Genomic DNA, 826 nt, shown 5'->3' on the forward strand with positions numbered 1-826 from the left:
GCCCTGGGGGGAGGTGCGGGCGTCCGTGGTGCCCGCGGTGGTGCCCGGTGCGGCCCGGCGCCGAACCGAGGCCCAGTGGTGGGCCGCGCACCTGTTGCGTGAGGCGCTGCTGCGGGTCGAGGACGCCGGGCCGCTGCTGCCCGTGTTGCGCGCGCTGGCCGGGCGGATCGTCGTGCGCTCGATCGCGGCCGGCGGTTTCGCGCCGGAACGCCTGGGCGCGCTGGGCGAGTTCGGGCCGTGGTTCTGGCGGGCGGTGCCGCTGGCCGAGCCGGACCGGCTGGAGCTGCTGAGGGTGCTGCTCCCGGCGGACGGGCCGCCCGGCGCCGGGCAGGAGGACCGCTTCCTAAGCGTGGTGTCGGGTCTGGTGCGCGCGCAAGGCGGGCAGGCGGTGCCCGTGGTGTGCGGGTGGTTCGACGACGACCGCCCGCTCCAGGCGGCGCACCCGTTCGCGGTCGGCGGCCGCCTCACCGTCGCCTCCGCCGCGCAGGCCCTCCTGCACACCCACAGCCGCCGCGCCCCCGACGCGCTGACCGAGGCGCTGGTGGACGCCGGGCACCCCGGCGCCGACGCCGTACTCGCCGCGCTCGCCGAGGACCACCCCGGTGCGATCTGCCGGGCCGTCGACCGATGGGCGCACGACCCGCGCCCGGACCGCCGGGTCGCCGCCGCCACGTACGGCGCCCGTGTCGCACCCTTCGCCCGTGGCCCCGCCGACCGCGAACTGCTCCGGTACGCGGCGCTCGCGCTGCTCGCCCGGGCCGACGAAACCGGTCTGCACGGGGCGGCGTTGGGGGTGCTGGTCCGCGACCCGGCGACCCGGGTGCGC

1 pseudogene is annotated in these 826 nt (G+C 79.2%); it reads left to right on the forward strand.

Features of this window, described 5'->3' with window-relative positions:
* Positions 1-25: 25 nt before the first annotated feature.
* Positions 26-826, forward strand: a pseudogene (locus AC13HU_RS37780) (serine protease); the annotation flags it as partial.

It is taken from the genome of Streptomyces sp. NH27, assembly GCF_056859195.1.